Origin of the sequence: Nonomuraea candida (assembly GCF_000725485.1) — a bacterium.
In the GTDB taxonomy this organism is placed as follows: Bacteria; Actinomycetota; Actinomycetes; order Streptosporangiales; family Streptosporangiaceae; genus Nonomuraea; species Nonomuraea candida.
Genome location: NZ_JOAG01000003.1, coordinates 352,606 through 367,457 on the forward strand (window position 1 = coordinate 352,606; position 14,852 = coordinate 367,457).

Consider the following 14,852-nt stretch of genomic DNA (forward strand, 5'->3'; position numbering starts at 1 on the left):
TGGCACACCTCAATCACGGCTGAGCAGCACGGCCACGGCGACCGCGGTCAGGCCGAGCAGGACGACGCTCACGACGACGGTCGTGTGCAGGGCGTTGACGAAGGCCCATCGGGCGGCGTCGAGCAGCGCGCCGCCCGCGCCGCCGCCCACCTCGTCGGCCACGTGCGCGGCGGCGGCCAGCGACTGCCTGGCCTGGTCCATGCCGCCCGCCGGCACGCCGGGCACGGCGGGCAGGCCGGGCGCGTAGACGATCGTGGTGATCGTGCCGAGCACGGCCACGCCCAGCCCGGCGCCCAGCTCGTACGCGGTCTCCTCGATGGCCGCGGCCCCGCCCGCCTGGGACTCGGGGGCGGCCGACATGATCGTGTCGGAGGCGGCCAGCAGCGCGACCTGCACCCCGAACCCGATGCCCACGAAGCACACCGCCAGCATCACCGGGTGTCCCTCGACGCCCCAGGTCAGCGTGGGGGTCAGGGCGAGCGCGACGAGCCCGAGGCCGCCGCTCATCGTGGCCCGCATGCCGATCCTGGGCAGGATGTGGGCGGCCGCCAGCCCGCCGACGATGGCGGAGACGACCAGGGGCAGCATGCGCAGCGCCGCGCGCACGGGGCTGTCGCCGAGCACGAGCTGCAGGTACTGGGCGAGCATGAGCTGCAGCCCCACCAGCGCGAACACGCCGAGCAGCACGCCGACGACCCCGGTGGTGAACTCGCGCCGGCGGAAGAGCCCGATCTGGAGGAACGGCGTGCGCAGCCGGGGCTGCCGCCGGACGAACAGCACCAGCAGCGCCACCCCGCCCAGGAACGTCGCGATCGACGCCCACAGCGGCATCAGGCTGCCCGAGCCCGCCTCCTTCAGCCCGAACGCCACCGCCAGGATGCCGGCCACCGACAACACCGCGCTGGCGGCGTCCCACGGGCGGTCGCGGCGCCCGCGCGACTCCGGCAGCAGCCGCCGGGCGGCGGGCAGCAGCACCAGCAGGATCGGCACGTTGACGAGGAACACCGCGCCCCACCACCAGCCGACGAGCACGCCGCCGACGAGCGGCCCGACGGCCGCGCCGGCCGCCGCGACCGCGCTCCAGACGCCCAGCGCGACGGCCCGCTCGCGCCTGTCGGTGAAGACCTGGCGGATGAGCGAGAGCGTGGCCGGCATGATCATCGCGCCGCCCACGCCGAGCAGCGCCCTGGCCAGGATCAGGGTCAGCGGGGTCGGGGCGAACGCCGCCCCGGCCGAGGCCAGGCCGAACAGCACGAAGCCCCACAGGACCAGCCGTTTGCGGCCGTACCTGTCGCCGAGGGCGCCGAACATGATCAGCAGCGGCGCGACCACCAGCGAGTAGATGTCGATGATCCACAGCAGTTGCACCGCGGAGGGTTCGAGCGCGGCCGTGAGCGCGGGCACCGCGATGTGCAGGACGGTGGCGTCGACCGTGATCAGCAGCAGGCTCAGGCAGAGCAGCACGAGAATGTGCCAGCGGTGGTGCCGGGGGTCCCGGTCGGCGGTGCGTACGAGGGGCGCGGCCTGCGTGACGGTCATGGGCCTCCTTGCAGGCCGATCCGTTCCACAGGGCCCGCGTGCTTGCTAGAGACAGGCGGCGGAGGCGCGGCGCGGCGCTCGAATGCCTCCCGAGCTGGGCCGCCCGGCTCCGGCGCTCCGGCTTGCGTGGCAGCTTAGGCCATGCCAGGGACTTGTCATAGCGGTATCGGTTGATCCACGGTCACCGCGTACCTCTCTAGCGAGATACAGCCATATGTCGGGATCTATCCATCAAGCGCCGGCCAGCCGATCACGAGACCCGCGGGACCGGACGTACGAGGCGTCACCCCGGGCCGGCTCGGACGTCCTGCGCGTCACCCCCGGACAGGTGCTCGCCGGCGAGTTCCCCATCCGTCCCCGCCGCCACCGGCACGCGCGGCGGGGTTGCCCGCGGGTGACATTCCCCTGCCCGGCACCGGGGCCTCGGCCCGGGAGCGCGGCGGCCTGCCGCCCCGATCCCGGGCCCCGGCGGCAGGGGATGCGGCGGTCGCGAGAGCGGGCCGCCGGAGGAGGCGCCGGCGGCCCGCGACGCGCCGGCCGCCGACGCGGTGCGCGGGGCGGGGCCGCGTGCCGGGCCGCAGGCTATGTCGCGCACTCGGGACGCCCGCGCCGCGCCCGGCGATCGCGCTGCCTGGCACATTCCCGCCACGTCCGGCCGGCCGTGCCCGTAGTCGCTTCCCCGCGGGGGCCGGATCACCGACGGCATACCGCCCATCTGGCGCGAACCGCCGCAAGGTGCCGCTGGCCTGCGGCATCCCGCGATCACCGTCGCCCGGCGCTCCCCGCAGGCGCTCCCCGGCCCCCCGATCCGGGCGGCGGATCGCCCTTTTCGTGACCTCCACCCAGCGTGTCAGGACCGCCCAACCGTCGGTCCGGTGCGGTATAACCGGGGGCGGACCGGGGAGGCGTGATGCGTGAGTCCGACAGGGCCCAGACCGCGGGGCGGGCCGCGGCGCGGGATCTGTTCGAGAAGGTTCGGCTGCGTTATTTCCAGATCCCCCCGGCCGTGCGCCGGGTGCTCTACGCGGTCGTGCTGGTGGCCACCATGGGCGTCGGCGCGGCGCTCGGGTGGGACCTGCTCAAGACCTTTCCCCTCGTGCTCCTGCTGCTCGCCTTCGTGGCGCTGACCATGCGCTTCCCGCGCGCCGCCGCCACCGCGCTGGTCGTGGCGGGCTGGGCGGCGCTGGCGCTGCCGGTGTTCGGCACGCTGTTCCCGCCGGGCGCGGGCACCCTGCACCTGATGATCGCGCTGGCGCTGCCCGTCGCCGCCGCCGCCCATCTCATCCGCTGGGTGACGCCGTGGGTGAGCACGCTGCTGGCGCTGGTTCCCGCCGGGCTGCTCGCCGCCGCGCTCTCCCCCGTCTCCGACGGCACGGCCGTCTGGGCCGCCTACGCCGCCGCCGCGGCCGTCCTGGTGCACCGTTTCGTGCTCGCGCGCAAGGCCCGCGCCGAGAGCGCCGCCGCCGAGGAGCAGCAGGTGCGCGTCAGGGTCCGCGAGGGCAGGCCCGAGGCCCCCCACGACAAGCAGGGCGCGCCGCCGCAGATCTCCGTCGAGGACGCGCTCGCCGAGCTGGAGAGCATGATCGGCCTGAGCCCCGTCAAGGAGCAGGTGCGCTCGATCGCCGCCTCCATCGAGGCCTCCCGGCTGCGGGCCGAGGCGGGCTACACCCCCGAGCGGCCCACCAGGCACTTCGTCTTCGTCGGCCCGCCCGGCACCGGCAAGACCAGCGTGGCCCGCGCGCTGGCCAAGATCTTCTACGCGTTCGGCCTGCTGGAGACCCCTTACGTGGTCGAGGCGCAGCGGGCCGACCTGGTGGGCGAGTTCCTGGGCGCGACCGCGATCAAGACCAACGAGCTGGTGGACCGGGCGCTGGGCGGCGTGCTCTTCATCGACGAGGCGTACGGGCTGGTCAACTCCTCCGACGGGCAGCCCGACCGGTTCGGCGCGGAGGCCGTGCAGACCCTGCTCAAACGGGCCGAGGACGACCGCGACCGGCTGATCATCATCCTGGCCGGCTACGAGCAGGAGATGGGCTCGTTCCTGTCCAGCAACCCCGGCCTGGCCAGCAGGTTCGCCACCAGGGTGCGCTTCCCCGGCTACTCCCCCGCCGAGCTGGTGGAGGTCACCGAGCTGCTGCAGCGGCGCCGGGGCGACACGATGGGCGAGGAGACCAAGCGGGTGCTGCTCGGCCTCTACGACGACGTGCACCGGCGCGGGCTGCTCGACGAGCTGGGCAACGCCCGGTTCGCGCGCAGCCTGGTCGAGGCCGCCGCCCAGGCCCGCGACGTGCGCGTGGTGGGCCACGGCGGCACCCCGACGACGCAGGACCTCGTCACCACGACCACGCCCGACGTGACCAAGGCGTTCGACGAGCTGACCGCCCGCTTCCGCGGCTACGTCGCCACGCCCACGCTGGAGGAGGCGCTGGCCGACCTCGATCGGATGGCCGGGCTGGCCCCGGTCAAGAAGCAGGTGCACGCGATCGCGGCCCAGCTCCAGGTGGCCAGGATGCGCCAGGAGCGCGGGCTGCCCACGCCGCAGCAGATGCGCCACTTCGTCTTCGTCGGCCCGCCGGGCACCGGCAAGACCACCGTGGCCAGGGTGCTGGGCCGCATCTTCGCCGCGCTCGGCCTGCTGGCCAGGCCCGACGTGGTCGAGGCGCACCGGGCCGACCTGGTCGGCCAGCACCTCGGCGCGACCGCGATCAAGACCAACGAGCTGGTGGACCGGGCGCTGGGCGGCGTGCTCTTCATCGACGAGGCCTACAGCCTGGTCAACCCGGGCTACCAGGGCGGCGACGCGTTCGGCGCGGAGGCCGTGCAGACCCTGCTCAAGCGGGCCGAGGACGACCGCGACCGGCTCGTCATCGTGCTGGCCGGCTACGAGCGCGAGATGGACGCCTTCCTGGCCACCAACCCCGGCCTGTCCAGCCGCTTCAACCAGCGGGTGGCCTTCCCCAGCTACTCGCCCCGCGAGCTGGCGCAGATCGCGGTGCTGCTGGCGCAGAAGTCGGGCGACCGGTTCGACGACGAGGCGCTGCGACGGCTCGACGAGGTCTTCACCTGGGTCTGCGAGGACCGGCTGATCGACGGGCTGGGCAACGGCCGCTTCGCCAGGTCGCTGTTCGAGCGGGCCGCCATGCGCCGCGACGTGCGGCTGGCCGCCCACGCGGCGCGCGGCGGCTCGGCCAGCTCGGCCGACCTGACCACGATCACCAGCGAAGACGTGCGCACCGCCGTGGACGAACTTCCCGGACCTTGACCTGATCGGCAGGTTCGCTGCGCCGAGACGCGCACATGGTGTAGCTATATGGCTACGATAAGCCACGTCCAGTGGCTCGTCGGGCGTGCACCTGGCGCGTAGGAGGGGGAGCGATGGCGGGGTTCCTGGCCCGCAGGCTGCTCAACTACGTCGTGCTCGTGATCGTGGCCGCCAGCCTCGCCTACATGCTGGCGGCCATGGCGCTCGACCCCCGCTCCAACTACGCCGACCGCACCCCCAAGCCTCCGCCCGCCGTGGTCGACGCCCAGCTCACCGCGCTCAACCTCAACGACAAGACGCCGCTGCTGCAGCGCTACGCCGTCTGGGCGGGCGGCGTGCTGCGCGGCGACCTCGGCATGACCGTGGCGGGCTCGCCGGTCGGCGAGGACATCAAGCGGCGCATGGGCGTCACGTTCCGGCTGGTCATCCTGGGGCTGCTCTTCGGCAGCCTGCTCGGGGTGCTGACGGGGGCGCTGGCGGCGGTGCGGCAGTACGGCTGGTTCGACCGGCTGTCCACCGGGCTGTCGTTCCTGGTGCTCGCGGTGCCCGTGGTCGTGCTGGCCAACATGCTGATCCTGCTGGCGGGCTGGGCCAACGAGCACCTGTTCGGCCGGCAGGTGCTGCTGGTCAGCGGCGAATACAGCGCGGGCCTCGACGCCGGCCTGTGGGCCCAGGTGGTCGACCGGCTGCAACACCTGATCCTGCCGACGGTCTCGCTGTCGGTCGGGCTGATCGCGGTCTTCAGCCGCTACCAGCGCAACATGATGCTCGACGTGCTGGGCGCCGACTTCGTCCGCACGGCCAGGGCCAAGGGGCTCAGCAAGCGCCGGGCGCTGACCCGCCACGCGCTGCGCACCGCGATGATCCCGGTGGTGACCTACTTCGCGTTCACGTTCGGCGCGCTGCTGACCGGGGCCACGTTCACCGAGAAGATCTTCGGCTGGCACGGGCTGGGCGAGCAGCTCATCAACTCGATCTTCGGCAACGACGTCAACACCGTCGCGGCCATCTCCCTGCTGGCCGCCGTCGCGGTGCTGTGCGCGGCGCTGGCCGCCGACCTGCTGCACGCCGCGCTCGACCCGAGGGTGCGGTCCTGATGACGCTGTCGGAGGAGGAGCTGGCCGAGGAGCTCACCGAGGGCCCGCCGCCCGCCGTGCCGTCCAGGGCGCGGGTGGTCGCCGGGCGCTTCTTCCGCTCCGCGCAGGGGCGCGTCGGCTTCACGGTGCTCGCGCTGATGTTCCTGCTGGCGTTCGCGGGGCCGCTGTTCAGCCCGTGGACCTACACCGACAAGGACTTCACCGCGTTCATGCAGCCGCCGTCCGCGCGCCACTGGTTCGGAACGCTCCAAACGGGCTCCGACGTGTTCGCGGTGACGCTGCGCGGCATGCAGAAGTCGCTGGTCGTGGGGTTGCTGGCGGCGCTGGTGTCCACGGCGCTGGCGGCGGTCGTGGGGGCGTTCGCGGGCTACTTCCTGGGATGGACCGACCGGGCGCTGAGCTGGGTGACCGACCTGCTGCTCGTGCTGCCGGCCTTCCTCATCCTGGCGATCCTGTCGCCGCTGTTCGGGCCGGGGCAGTGGCCGCTGTTCGTGGTCATGCTGGCGCTGTTCCTGTGGATGGTCACCTCGAAGATCGTGCGCGGCATGACGGTCTCGCTGAAGGAGCGCGAGTTCATCCAGGCCGCCCGCTACATGGGCGTGCCGCCGGTGCGCATCATCTTCCGCCACGTGCTGCCCAACCTGTCGTCGCTGCTGATCGTCGACGCCACCCTCAACGTCAGCTCCGCGATCCTCACCGAGACCTCGCTGTCATACTTCGGGTTCGGCATCCAGCCGCCCGACGTGTCGTTCGGGACGCTCATCGCCGACGGCTCCAAGACCGCCATCTACGCGCCGTGGACGTTCTGGTTCGTGGCCGGGCTGCTGGTGGTGACGGTGCTGGCGGTCAACCTCGTCGGCGACGCGCTGCGCGACGCCTTCGACCCGTCCTCCTCGCGGAAGGGGCCGCGATGAACCCGGGCCTGCCGGAAGGGGCCGCGCCCGGCCCGGTCCTGGAGGTCAGCGACCTTCACGTCTCCTTCGGCGGCGTACGCGCCGTGCGGGGGGTGAGCTACTCCGTACGCCCCGGCGAGGTCCTCGGCATCGTGGGCGAGTCCGGCTCGGGCAAGTCGGTCACCACCGCCGCCGTGATGGGGCTGCTGCCGCCGGGGGCGCGCGTCACCGGCTCGGTGCGCCTGCACGGCAAGGAGCTGATCGGCGCCCCCGAGCGGGTGCTCAACTCCTTCCGCGGCAAGTCCGTGTCGATGGTCTTCCAGGACCCGCTGTCGGCGCTGACGCCGGTCTACCGGGTGGGCGACCAGATCGCCGAGGCCGTGCGCGTGCACCAGCGCGTCAGCAAGGAGACGGCCCTGGTCAAGGCGCTCGAACTGCTCGAACTCGTGGGCATCCCGCGCCCGGCCGAGCGGGCGCTGGCCTTCCCCCACGAGTTCTCCGGCGGCATGCGGCAGCGCGTGGTGATCGCGATGGCCATCGCCAACGACCCCGACGTGATCATCTGCGACGAGCCGACCACGGCGCTCGACGTCACCATCCAGGCTCAGGTGCTGGAGGTGCTCAAGCGGGCGCAGGCCAAGACGGGCGCGGCGATCATCATGATCACGCACGATCTCGGCGTGGTGGCCGGGTTCGCCGACCGCGTGCTCGTCATGTACGCCGGCCGGCCCGTCGAGGTGGGCGGCGTGGACGACATCTACTACCGGGCGCGCATGCCGTACACCGTGGGCCTGCTCGGCTCGGTGCCGCGCGTCGACCGGGGCGGGCGGCAGCCGCTGACGCCCATCGAGGGCAATCCGCCCTCGCCGGCCGCGCTGCCGCCCGGATGCCCGTTCGCGCCGCGCTGCCCGATGCGGATCGAGGCGTGCGACGAGCGGGAGCCGCCACTGTTCGAGGTGGGCGACGGGCACCGGGCCGCCTGCGTCCGGTGGCAGGAGGTGCGTCCCGGCCCGCCCGCGCCACCCGGCGGCGGGCCCGGGCCGCTGCGGGTGCGCGGCGCGCGCACCGTGCTGGCGGTGCGCCACCTGGTCAAGGACTATCCCCTGGTCAAGGGCGCGGTGTTCAAGCGCAGGGTCGGCACGGTGCAGGCGGTCGCCGGGGTCAGCTTCGACCTGCGGCAGGGCGAGACGCTGGGGCTGGTCGGCGAGTCCGGCAGCGGCAAGACCACCACGCTGACGCAGATCCTCGAGCTGACCCCGCCGCAGGAGGGCGACATCGTCGTGCTCGGGCACGACATCGCCAGGCTGAGCCGGGCCGAGCGCGCCGAGATCAGGCGCGACATGCAGGTCGTCTTCCAGGACCCGCTCGCCTCGCTCGACCCGCGCATGACCGTGCACGACATCCTGGCCGAGCCGCTGCGCACGCACGGCCGGCGCGACCCCGGGCGGCGCGTCGCCGAGCTGCTCGCCCTGGTCGGCCTCGACCCCTCCCACGCCGCCCGCTACCCGCAGGACTTCTCCGGCGGGCAGCGCCAGCGCATCGGCATCGCCAGGGCGCTGGCGCTGGAGCCCCGGCTGCTGGTGCTGGACGAGCCGGTCTCCGCGCTGGACGTGTCGATCCAGGCCGGGGTGATCAACCTGCTCGACTCGCTCAAGGCCAGGCTCGGCCTGTCCTACCTGTTCGTGGCGCACGACCTGGGCGTGGTGCGGTACATCGCCGACCGGGTGGCGGTGATGTACCTCGGCAGGATCGCCGAGATCGGGCACGTGGAGGCGGTCTACGACCGTCCGGCGCATCCGTACACCCAGGCTCTGCTGTCGGCGATCCCGCTGCCCGACCCGGTCCGCGAGCGTTCACGCGAGCGCATCCTGCTCGAAGGCGACCTGCCCAGCCCGGCCAACCCTCCGACGGGCTGCCGATTCCGCACCAGATGTCCCAAGTTCCGCCACGAACTCACCGACGGGGAGCGCGGGCTCTGCGTCCGGATCGAGCCCGAGGTGCGACCGCTGGGCGCCGACCAGGGTGCGGCCTGCCATTACGCAGACAAGCGCGAAGTCGTGTAGACCTCGCTCGATCCAGGAGGAATTCCGCTCGATGAAAGCATCACGTCTGGTCATGGCCGTCACCGTGTCGGGCTCGCTGCTGCTGGCGGGCTGTGGCGCGGACCGGGGCAGCGGGCCGGGGGGCCAGGACAGCGGCGGTGACGAGCGTACGATCAAGGCCTACGACATCAACCCGCAGCCGCGCGCGAACGTCAAGGACGGCGGGACGCTGCGCTGGGGCATCAACGAGTTCCCCACCCAGTGGAACCGGAACCACGTCGACGGCAACCTGGCGATGGCCGCCGTGATCAGCAACGCGCTGCTGCCCTCGCCGTTCACCTCCGACGAGAAGGCCGAGATCTCGGTGAACCGCGACTACGTGCTCGACGCGCGGGTGACCGAGCAGCGGCCCCGGCAGGTGGTGACGTACACGCTGAACCCGAAGGCCAGGTGGTCCGACGGCAAGCCGATCACGTGGGTCGACTACCAGGCGCAGTGGCAGGCGCTCAGCGGGCGCGAGCCCGACTTCCACATCGTCTCCTCCACCGGTTACCAGGACATCGAGAAGGTGGCGCGGGGCAAGGACGACCACGAGGTGGTGGTGACCTTCCGCAGGCCGTTCGGCGACTGGCAGGCGTTGTTCGGGCCGCTGCTGCCGGCCGCGACCAACCGCGACGCGCAGGCGTTCAACACCGCGTGGGTCAACAAGATCCCGGTGACGGCGGGGCCGTTCAGGTTCGGGGGGTTCGACCAGACGGCCAAGACGATCACGCTGGTGCGCGACGACACGTGGTGGGGCGACCGGGCCAAGCTGGACAAGATCATTTATCGGGCGTCCGAGCAGGACTCGCTGATCGGCGCGTTCAGCAACGGCGAGCTCGACGTGATCGACGTCGGGTCCTCCGCGCCCGCCTACGCGCGCGCCCGGACCACGACGGACGCCGAGGTGCGCCAGGCCGCCGGCCCCGACTTCCGGCACATCACCTTCAACGGCTCCAGCGAGCTGCTCAAGGACCGCAACGTGCGCCAGGCCATCCAGCTCGGCATCAACCGCCAGGCCATCGCCCAGTCCGACCTGCAAGGGCTGGACTGGCCGATCACGCTGCTCAACAACCACTTCTTCATGAACACGCAGGAGGGCTACCAGGACAACGCCGGGGCCCTCGGCGCCTACAACCCCGACAAGGCCAGGCGGATGCTGGACGCCGCCGGGTGGCGGACGAGCGGCTCGGTCAGGCAGAAGAACGGCAAGGTCCTCGACCTGAGGTTCGTGGTGCCGTCCGGGGTGCAGGTCAGCAAGGCGGAGGGCGAGCTGGTGCAGAGCATGCTCGCCCAGATCGGCGTCAAGGTCACCATCAAGGCGGTGCCCAGCGACGACTTCTTCACCAAATACGTCATCCCCGGCAACTTCGACCTCACCCCGTTCGCCTACATCGGCACGCCGTTCCCGGTGTCCAGCAGTTACGGGATCTACGCCAACGCGACCGGCGGGCAGAGCTGGAACGCCAACTTCGGCCGCACCGGGTCGCCGGCCATCGACCAGGCCATGAGCCGGGCCGCGCAGAGCCTCGACCCCGTGCGGGCGCGCGCCGCCACCAACGCGGCCGACCGGCTCATCTGGCAGGAGGTGAACGTGCTCCCGCTCTACCAGCGGCCGCAGATGGTGGCGGTGCGCCGGACGCTGGCGAACGTGGGCGCGCGCGGCTTCTTCGACCTGCGCTACCAGGACATCGGCTTCACCGGCTGAACGACCGCCCCGCCCCCCGCCACGCTGGACCTGTCGGGGCCGCCGTGTACAAAGGGGGGGTGACGACGAAGCTCTCCTGGTCCCAGATCCTCTCCTGGCGGTTGCGCCGGCAGTTCGTCAGCGCGGCCGACGGCGGCGGCGCGGTGGCCGTGGCGCGGCGGTTGTGCGGGGTGCAGGCCCAGGTCGCCTCCTCGGCGCGGCTCGCGGTGGCGGTCAGGAGCGCCAGGCCCGACCCCGGGGAGATCGACCGGGCCCTGTGGGCCGAGCGCACGCTGGTCAAAACCTGGATCATGCGCGGCACCCTCCACCTGCTCCCCGCCGACCAGCTCGCCGACCACTGCGCCGCGCTCGGCACGCTGCGCTTCTGGGAGAAGGGCTCCTGGCAGCGCGGCCACGGGGTCACCGCCGCCGAGATCGCGGCGATCGTCGAGGCCGTGCCCGCCGCGCTCGGCGACCGCGTCCTGACCAGGGAGGAGCTGGTCGACGCCGTGGTGGCGGAGACGGGCGACGCCCACCTGCGCGAGGCGCTCACGTCCGGCTGGGGCGCGCTGCTCAAGCCGCTGAGCCGTCTGGGCGAGCTGTGCTACGGGCCGCCGCGCGAGGGCAGGGTCACCTTCACCACGCCGCGCGCCTGGCTGCCCGGCTGGCCCGGCTCGCTCCCGCCGCAGGAGGAGGCCGGGGTGCGGGTGGTCCGGGCCTTCCTGGGCGCCCACGGGCCCGCCACGCCGCAGATGCTCGACACCTGGCTGTTCGGCGGCGTGGCCAGGAAGGCCGTGCTGAAGGAATGGTTCGCCGCGCTCGCGCCGGAGCTGACGGAGGTCGAGACCGACGACGGCAGCGTGCTCCTGGCGCTGACCGAGCACCTCGACGATCTCGCGGCCGGCCCGCCCTCGACCGGGGTTCACCTGCTGCCCGGCTTCGACCAGTACATTCTGGGCGCGCCGCGCGGCCTGACCCCGCTGCTCCCGGCCGAGCTGAAGGCCAAGGTGAGCCGGCAGGCCGGGTGGATCTCCCCCGTGGTCGTCCATGAGGGGCGGGTGGCGGGGGTGTGGGAGGCCAAGGGCGGCAAGGTCACGCTCGACCTCGCCGAGCCGGTGCCCCGGGGGCCGCTCGACGCGGCGGTCGGCCGCATGCGCGAGTTGCTCGCCGCCTTCAGCGGATGACCTGCGGGCACGCTTGACCGGCCGGGGGCGGATCCTCCGCCGCCCTCAGAGCGGGCGCCCGGGCCGGGCCCGAGAGCGGGTCAGGCCGAGGTGCCGGCCATCACGCGGTCGACGATGCCCTTGGTGCCCTCCTCGCGGGCGCAGTGGGCGCAGCAGTACCAGTGCTCGCCCGACTGCACGCCGTGTCCGATGACCTTGGTCCCGCAGTGCTCGCAGATCGGCGCCATCGCCTCGATCGCGCACTGGAAGCAGTCGAAGGTGTGCACCGCTCCCTGCGCGTGCACCTCGAACGCCATGTCGTAGTCGTTGCCGCAGGTCTCGCAGACAGCCATGGTGATCCCCTTTGCAGTCGATCCGCCGGGGGGATACCCGGTTCCGTGGTCCCCTTTCCCCAAACGACCGCCATATTCCGGCCGCACCCTCCCGTCACCCTCGTGCCACGGCGAACCGGGCCAGCAGCGGCAGGCCGAGGAGCCCGAGCGCGGCCAGCGCGACGGGCAGCCCGAACAGGTCGCTCAGCCCGGCCACGAGCAGCGGGCTCACCACGAACCCCGTGTAGGAGATGGTGGACACGCCCCACACCGTCGTCCCGCTGGAGTCGTCGGCCGCCGCGCGGCTGAGCAGGGCCGGCACCAGCGGGCCGAGCGCCAGCCCGGCCAGGGCGAACCCGGCCAGCGAGACCGGCACCTGCGCGGCGGGCGGGGCCAGCACCTCCGCGCCCAGCCCCGCCAGCGCGCTGCCGGCCCCGCCGCCCGCCCCGGCCACCAGGTACAACGTCCTGAGTGAGGTCCTGGGCAGCGCCTGCACGACCAGCCGCCCGGCCGTCAGCGCCGCCATGTAGACCGCGGGCGCGGCGCCGGCGACCAGCGGGGTGGCGCCCCGGTGCTCCTCCAGCAGCAGGACCGACCACTGCTCGACCGAGTTCTCGATGACCAGGGCGCAGCCGGCCAGCAGGCCCAGCAGGATCACGCCGCCCCACGGCCGTCGCCGCTCGCCCCCCGGCTCCTCGCCGGGCCGTCCCCGGCCCAGGGGCAGGGCCAGCAGGGTCAGCGACGTGGCCGCCGTGACGGCGGCGATGACGAGGAGCACCGGAGCGACGCCGAGACCGTACGAGCGGGCCAGGCCGGTCAGCGGGGCCGCGACGATGACCGCGACGGGAAAGGCGGCGTGCACCGGCTGGAAGAGGCGGCGGCCGGTCTCGCGCTCGGCGCGCCCGGTGGCCAGGTTCAGCGTGATCTCCAGCGCGCCGCTGCCGGCGCCGACCAGCAGCAGCGCCAGCGCGAGCTGCCAGGCGGTGCCGGCCGCCCCGATCGCGGCCACGCTGAGCGCGAACAGGGCCATGGCCGCCATCAGCGCGGGCCGCTCCCGTCCCCTGGCCAGCCGCCCGGCCAGCGCCATCGCGGGCAGCGCGCCCACCGGGACGGCGCTCAGCGCCAGCCCCAGCGCCCCGGCCGAGAGGGCCAGCTCCGCCTTGACGGCGGGCAGCAGGGCCGACCACGAGCCCCAGAAGACAGCCCAGGCGGCGCAGACCGCGATCAGCGGCATTTACCAGCACTCCTTGAGTTTTCGGTCAGATTCCAGTAAAGATCAGCTTTGCTCTTGATCCCCCTCGGAAGGAAGCTCGTGCTCACCCGTACGGTCATCGCGGCCGCCTTGGTCGCCGCCGGAATCGCCGCCACCCCGTCCGCCGCGTACGCCGCCTCGGCCGCGTACACCCCCGAGCGCGTCTGCGGGAAGGGCTTCCACCGGGTCAAGGACGGTCACCGTGCGATGACCACGCGCGACGGGGCGGTGTTCGGGCACGTCTACCTGATGTACAGCAAGCGCAGCGGCAAGAACTGCGTGGCCGCGATCAAGACAGCCTACGCGGGCGCCCGCACGACCACCGGCGCCTACCTCCAGGTGCGTGGCGGCGGCCGGAGCGAGGACGTGCAGAAATACCGCTACTACGCTGAGACCGGGCACATCCGGGGCGCGTGGAAGTGCGTCAGGTACGAAGGCTGGACCCGCGACCCCGACAACCGCGTCACGGCGTGGGGCGGCCGCAAGACCTGGGGCAACTGCGCCGGCTGATCGAGGGGTAGACGCCTGATCGGGGGTAGGGGTCCCGGTACGGCCGGATCGGCTCGGGTGAAACTTCTCGCCGGAGCTGTCACATCGAAGCGGGCTGTCCCGTCCTCTGGGTGCGTAAGACGAAACCACGGAGGTTCTCATGACCCAGCGGATCAACATCGCCCAGCACGTCCCCGACGTCTACCGCCATTTCCTGGCCGTGGAGCAGCTGCTGCACGACAGCGAGCTGCCCACCGCGACCATCGAGCTGGTCAAGCTGCGTGCCAGCCAGATCAACGGCTGCGGTTTCTGCGTGGACATGCACAGCCGTGACATGAAGAAGGCCGGTGAGAGCGACGAGCGGCTGTGGTCGGTGGTGGCCTGGCGTGAGGCGACGGTCTACACGCCGGCCGAGCGGGCCGCGCTGGCCCTGACGGAGGAGGCCACCAGGCTGGCCGACCGGGAGGCCGTGCCGGACGCGGTGTGGCAGGAGGCGGCCGAGCACTACACGGACAAGCAGCTCGCGCTGCTCGTCGCGGCGATCGCGATGATCAACGCCTGGAACCGGATCGGTGTCACCACGAGGCTCACGCCGGGGAGGTGAGTTTCCGGGGGTCGTGGAGGGCGACGCCGGGGAGGTGAGTCTTCGGCCCGTCGCCCGACTGACACCGGGCGCGCCCTGGGCGGTCGCGGGAGCACCGCCGGCCGGGCGTGGTTCCAGCCCGGCGCCGGGAGCGGCCGCGGGGGACGTGAGCCTGGCCGGCCGTGGCGCAGCGGCACCGGTCGTGAAGAGCGACTTTTACCCTGTGGAGAAATACATTGAGGGATCGGGCCCGGCCCGATTAGGTTGGCGCGCATGGCAGGCGGTGAACGCCCGCCATGCGGACGCCGAACGAGCGCGGCGCACGAATTCGCCGAAACTCGTGAGACGTCGCGAGTTGTCGAGCGAAGGAGAAGCAGACGCGCTCGGAAGGGGGTCGTCATGAAACGCGTCAGAGTCACCAAGCCGGTCAAGCGGCGCATCCAGCAGGTCGAGCTGGATCTGCGGTCGCCCTCC

11 protein-coding genes are annotated in these 14,852 nt (G+C 72.7%); 8 read left to right on the forward strand and 3 right to left on the reverse strand.

Annotation, left to right across the window (positions count from 1 at the left end; translation table 11 throughout):
- Positions 1 to 9: 9 nt before the first annotated feature.
- Positions 10 to 1,539 (reverse strand): MFS transporter, encoded by a 1,530-nt coding sequence (locus IO39_RS01615; protein ID WP_052422321.1) that lies wholly within the window; start codon positions 1,537 to 1,539, stop codon positions 10 to 12.
- A 910-nt stretch (positions 1,540 to 2,449) separates the two neighbouring features.
- Here IO39_RS01615 and IO39_RS01620 point away from each other — a divergent pair.
- From IO39_RS01620 to IO39_RS01645, 6 genes are all read left to right on the forward strand, one after another.
- Positions 2,450 to 4,801, forward strand: coding sequence for an AAA family ATPase (locus IO39_RS01620; protein ID WP_043614558.1), 2,352 nt, complete (start codon positions 2,450 to 2,452; stop codon positions 4,799 to 4,801).
- Positions 4,802 to 4,914: 113 nt separating this feature from the next.
- Positions 4,915 to 5,898, forward strand: coding sequence for an ABC transporter permease (locus IO39_RS01625; protein ID WP_043614561.1), 984 nt, complete (start codon positions 4,915 to 4,917; stop codon positions 5,896 to 5,898).
- Positions 5,898 to 6,812 (forward strand): ABC transporter permease, encoded by a 915-nt coding sequence (locus IO39_RS01630; RefSeq protein ID WP_043614564.1) that lies wholly within the window; start codon positions 5,898 to 5,900, stop codon positions 6,810 to 6,812. Before IO39_RS01625 ends, IO39_RS01630 begins: the two co-directional genes overlap by 1 nt.
- Positions 6,809 to 8,854 carry a dipeptide ABC transporter ATP-binding protein gene (locus IO39_RS01635; RefSeq protein ID WP_043614567.1) on the forward strand — a complete coding sequence of 682 codons (2,046 nt, stop codon included), beginning with the start codon at positions 6,809 to 6,811 and terminating at the stop codon, positions 8,852 to 8,854. The genes IO39_RS01630 and IO39_RS01635 overlap by 4 nt, the downstream gene beginning before the upstream one ends.
- Before the next feature lie 31 nt (positions 8,855 to 8,885).
- Entirely contained in the window at positions 8,886 to 10,580 is a 1,695-nt protein-coding gene (locus tag IO39_RS01640) for an ABC transporter family substrate-binding protein (RefSeq protein WP_043614570.1), read from the forward strand.
- Positions 10,581 to 10,639: 59 nt separating this feature from the next.
- Entirely contained in the window at positions 10,640 to 11,743 is a 1,104-nt protein-coding gene (locus tag IO39_RS01645; RefSeq protein WP_043614573.1) for a winged helix DNA-binding domain-containing protein, read from the forward strand.
- A gap of 80 nt (positions 11,744 to 11,823) precedes the next feature.
- Here the strand turns inward: IO39_RS01645 and IO39_RS01650 are convergent, their stop codons facing one another.
- Both IO39_RS01650 and IO39_RS01655 read right to left on the reverse strand, forming a co-directional pair.
- Positions 11,824 to 12,075, reverse strand: a complete 252-nt coding sequence (locus tag IO39_RS01650; protein WP_043614577.1) for a metallothionein — start codon at positions 12,073 to 12,075, stop codon at positions 11,824 to 11,826.
- A gap of 94 nt (positions 12,076 to 12,169) precedes the next feature.
- Positions 12,170 to 13,288, reverse strand: a complete 1,119-nt coding sequence (locus tag IO39_RS01655; RefSeq protein WP_052422322.1) for an MFS transporter — start codon at positions 13,286 to 13,288, stop codon at positions 12,170 to 12,172.
- A gap of 78 nt (positions 13,289 to 13,366) precedes the next feature.
- Between IO39_RS01655 and IO39_RS01660 the strand changes: the two genes are divergently transcribed.
- Together IO39_RS01660 and IO39_RS01665 are read left to right on the forward strand one after the other, a co-directional pair.
- On the forward strand, positions 13,367 to 13,816 hold the full coding sequence (locus IO39_RS01660; protein WP_043614580.1) for a hypothetical protein: 450 nt from the start codon (positions 13,367 to 13,369) through the stop codon (positions 13,814 to 13,816).
- Positions 13,817 to 13,955: 139 nt separating this feature from the next.
- On the forward strand, positions 13,956 to 14,399 hold the full coding sequence (locus IO39_RS01665; protein WP_043614583.1) for a carboxymuconolactone decarboxylase family protein: 444 nt from the start codon (positions 13,956 to 13,958) through the stop codon (positions 14,397 to 14,399).
- Positions 14,400 to 14,852 lie beyond the last annotated feature (453 nt).